Genomic DNA, 1,832 nt, shown 5'->3' with positions numbered 1-1,832 from the left:
TTCGTGCGCCCAGCATGGGCGCAATCTTGTGGGTGCAAGTCCCACCGTAAGTTGACCACAGCAAACGAAGTGAAGCGCAACTGCATGAGGGTGACCGAGTGTGGGGAGGAAGCGTGGAGCGAAGCCGCGAGCTGATGTACAAAAATCGAATATGAGGCGAAGTCGGCCAGGGCGAGCGGGCGAACAACCGCGAAGCTCTAGTGGTCAAAAGGGCGACGACGTAGATTCGGCAGTTGTGCGGTGAAGGATTGCGTTCTTACCTGGGGAGATCTCGCCTCGCGCCTGAAAGGGCGACGGCGCAAGCCGGAGCGAGAAGTCAGCAGAGGCCGTAGTAGTCTTTTTTTTTAGACGAAGGGCCGAACGAGAGAGAGCGTAGTAGGCCACCTTGATGCGACATGACCGGAAGTCAGATGCCTGCCAAACGCGGGGCGGATGCGGAGAAAGAACGGTGAAGCCGTGAATCTCCCTGTCAGCGACGAGGCATGCTGCCCGCAAGGTGATACCGAAAGCGCAGGGCAAGGGTTGCTGCAATGCGCCTTTGCGAGAGAAAACCTGCAACAAGCGTGGAAGCGAGTCAAAGCCAACAAAGGTGCAGCGGGTGTCGACGGTCTGGACATTGATCAGACAGCTCAACATTTGCTGACAGAGTGGGTTGGGATTCGCCAACAATTGTTGTCAGGGGCGTATCGGCCCAGCCCGGTACGCCGAGTGGTCATCCCAAAACCCGACGGCGGCGAACGCGAGTTGGGTATCCCGACGGTCACCGACCGTCTTATCCAGCAAGCACTACTGCAAGTTTTGCAGCCGCTACTTGATCCTACCTTCAGTGAACACAGCTACGGCTTTCGTCCGGGTCGTAATGCTCACGGCGCGATTCTCGCGGCACAGCACTATGTATCCTCGGGCCGGCAAATCGTGGTGGATGTGGACCTTGAAAAGTTCTTTGATCGAGTCGACCACGACATTCTGATTGATCGTTTAAGCAAACGGATTGCAGAGCAGCCGGTTATCCGGCTGGTCCGGGCTTATCTGGACGCCGGAACGATGATGGATGGGGTGGTTGAAAAGCGCCGTTGCGGGGCGCCGCAAGGTGGCCCGCTATCGCCCTTATTGGCGAATGTGCTGCTGGACGAAGTGGATCGGGAGCTTGAGCGTCGAGGTCATTGCTTTGTGCGCTATGCCGACGATGCGAATGTGTATGTTCGCAGCCAAAAGGCAGGCGAGCGAGTAATGGCCTTACTCCGGCGCCTGTATGAAAAGCTGCACTTGAGCGTCAACGAGAGCAAAAGTGCAGTGGCGAGTGCGTTTGGCCGAAAGTTTCTGGGCTACGAGTTTTGGTCCAGAAGAGGCGAAGTCAGGCGCGCGGTTTCATACAAAGCACAGAAGCAGTTCAAGCAGCGAATCCGTCAGCTTACCGGGCGCAACTGCGGTCGCAGTATGCAGCGGGTTGTCGATGACCTTCGTCGGTACCTGTTGGGTTGGAAAGCGTACTTCAGTCTGTCGCAAACTCCGAAAATCCTGCGTTTGCTGGAGGAATGGATACGGCACCGACTGAGGGCTATTCAACTGAAACAGTGGAAACGCGGAACGACGGCTTTCACAAAGCTGCAGGCACTGGGCGCCAATAGGGATGATGCGCAAAGAGCAGTGGGAAACACCCGCCGCTGGTGGCGTACTAGCTGTCTTTGGTTGAATCGGGTGCTGAATCTGGCTTGGTTTGATCGCCTGGGATTGCCGCGTCTCTCCTGACCTCAATCTCTCGAACCGCCCGGTGCGGACCCGCATGCCGGGTGGTGTGGCAGGGGAACGGCAAGGCCGTCCCCTATGCCGAT

At 57.4% G+C, this 1,832-nt stretch carries 1 protein-coding gene; it reads left to right on the top strand.

All coding sequences use genetic code 11. The annotated features are described in order from the left end of the window. Nucleotides 1–432 precede the first annotated feature (432 nt). On the top strand, nt 433–1,749 hold the full coding sequence (gene ltrA / locus AC1DKH_RS30290; protein WP_477800222.1) for a group II intron reverse transcriptase/maturase: 1,317 nt from the start codon (nt 433–435) through the stop codon (nt 1,747–1,749). The last annotated feature ends 83 nt before the right edge of the window (nt 1,750–1,832 follow it).

Source organism: Pseudomonas sp. 05L36 (assembly GCF_056398125.1).
The sequence above is the reverse complement of the archived record's forward strand: the minus strand, read 5'-3'. Positions and strand labels throughout refer to the sequence as shown.

What these genes read in the sequence shown, in the direction of transcription:
- ltrA (WP_477800222.1), top strand. Translation starts at nt 433, where the DNA reads ATGCGGAGAAAGAACGGTGAAGCCGTGAATCTCCCTGTCAGCGACGAG.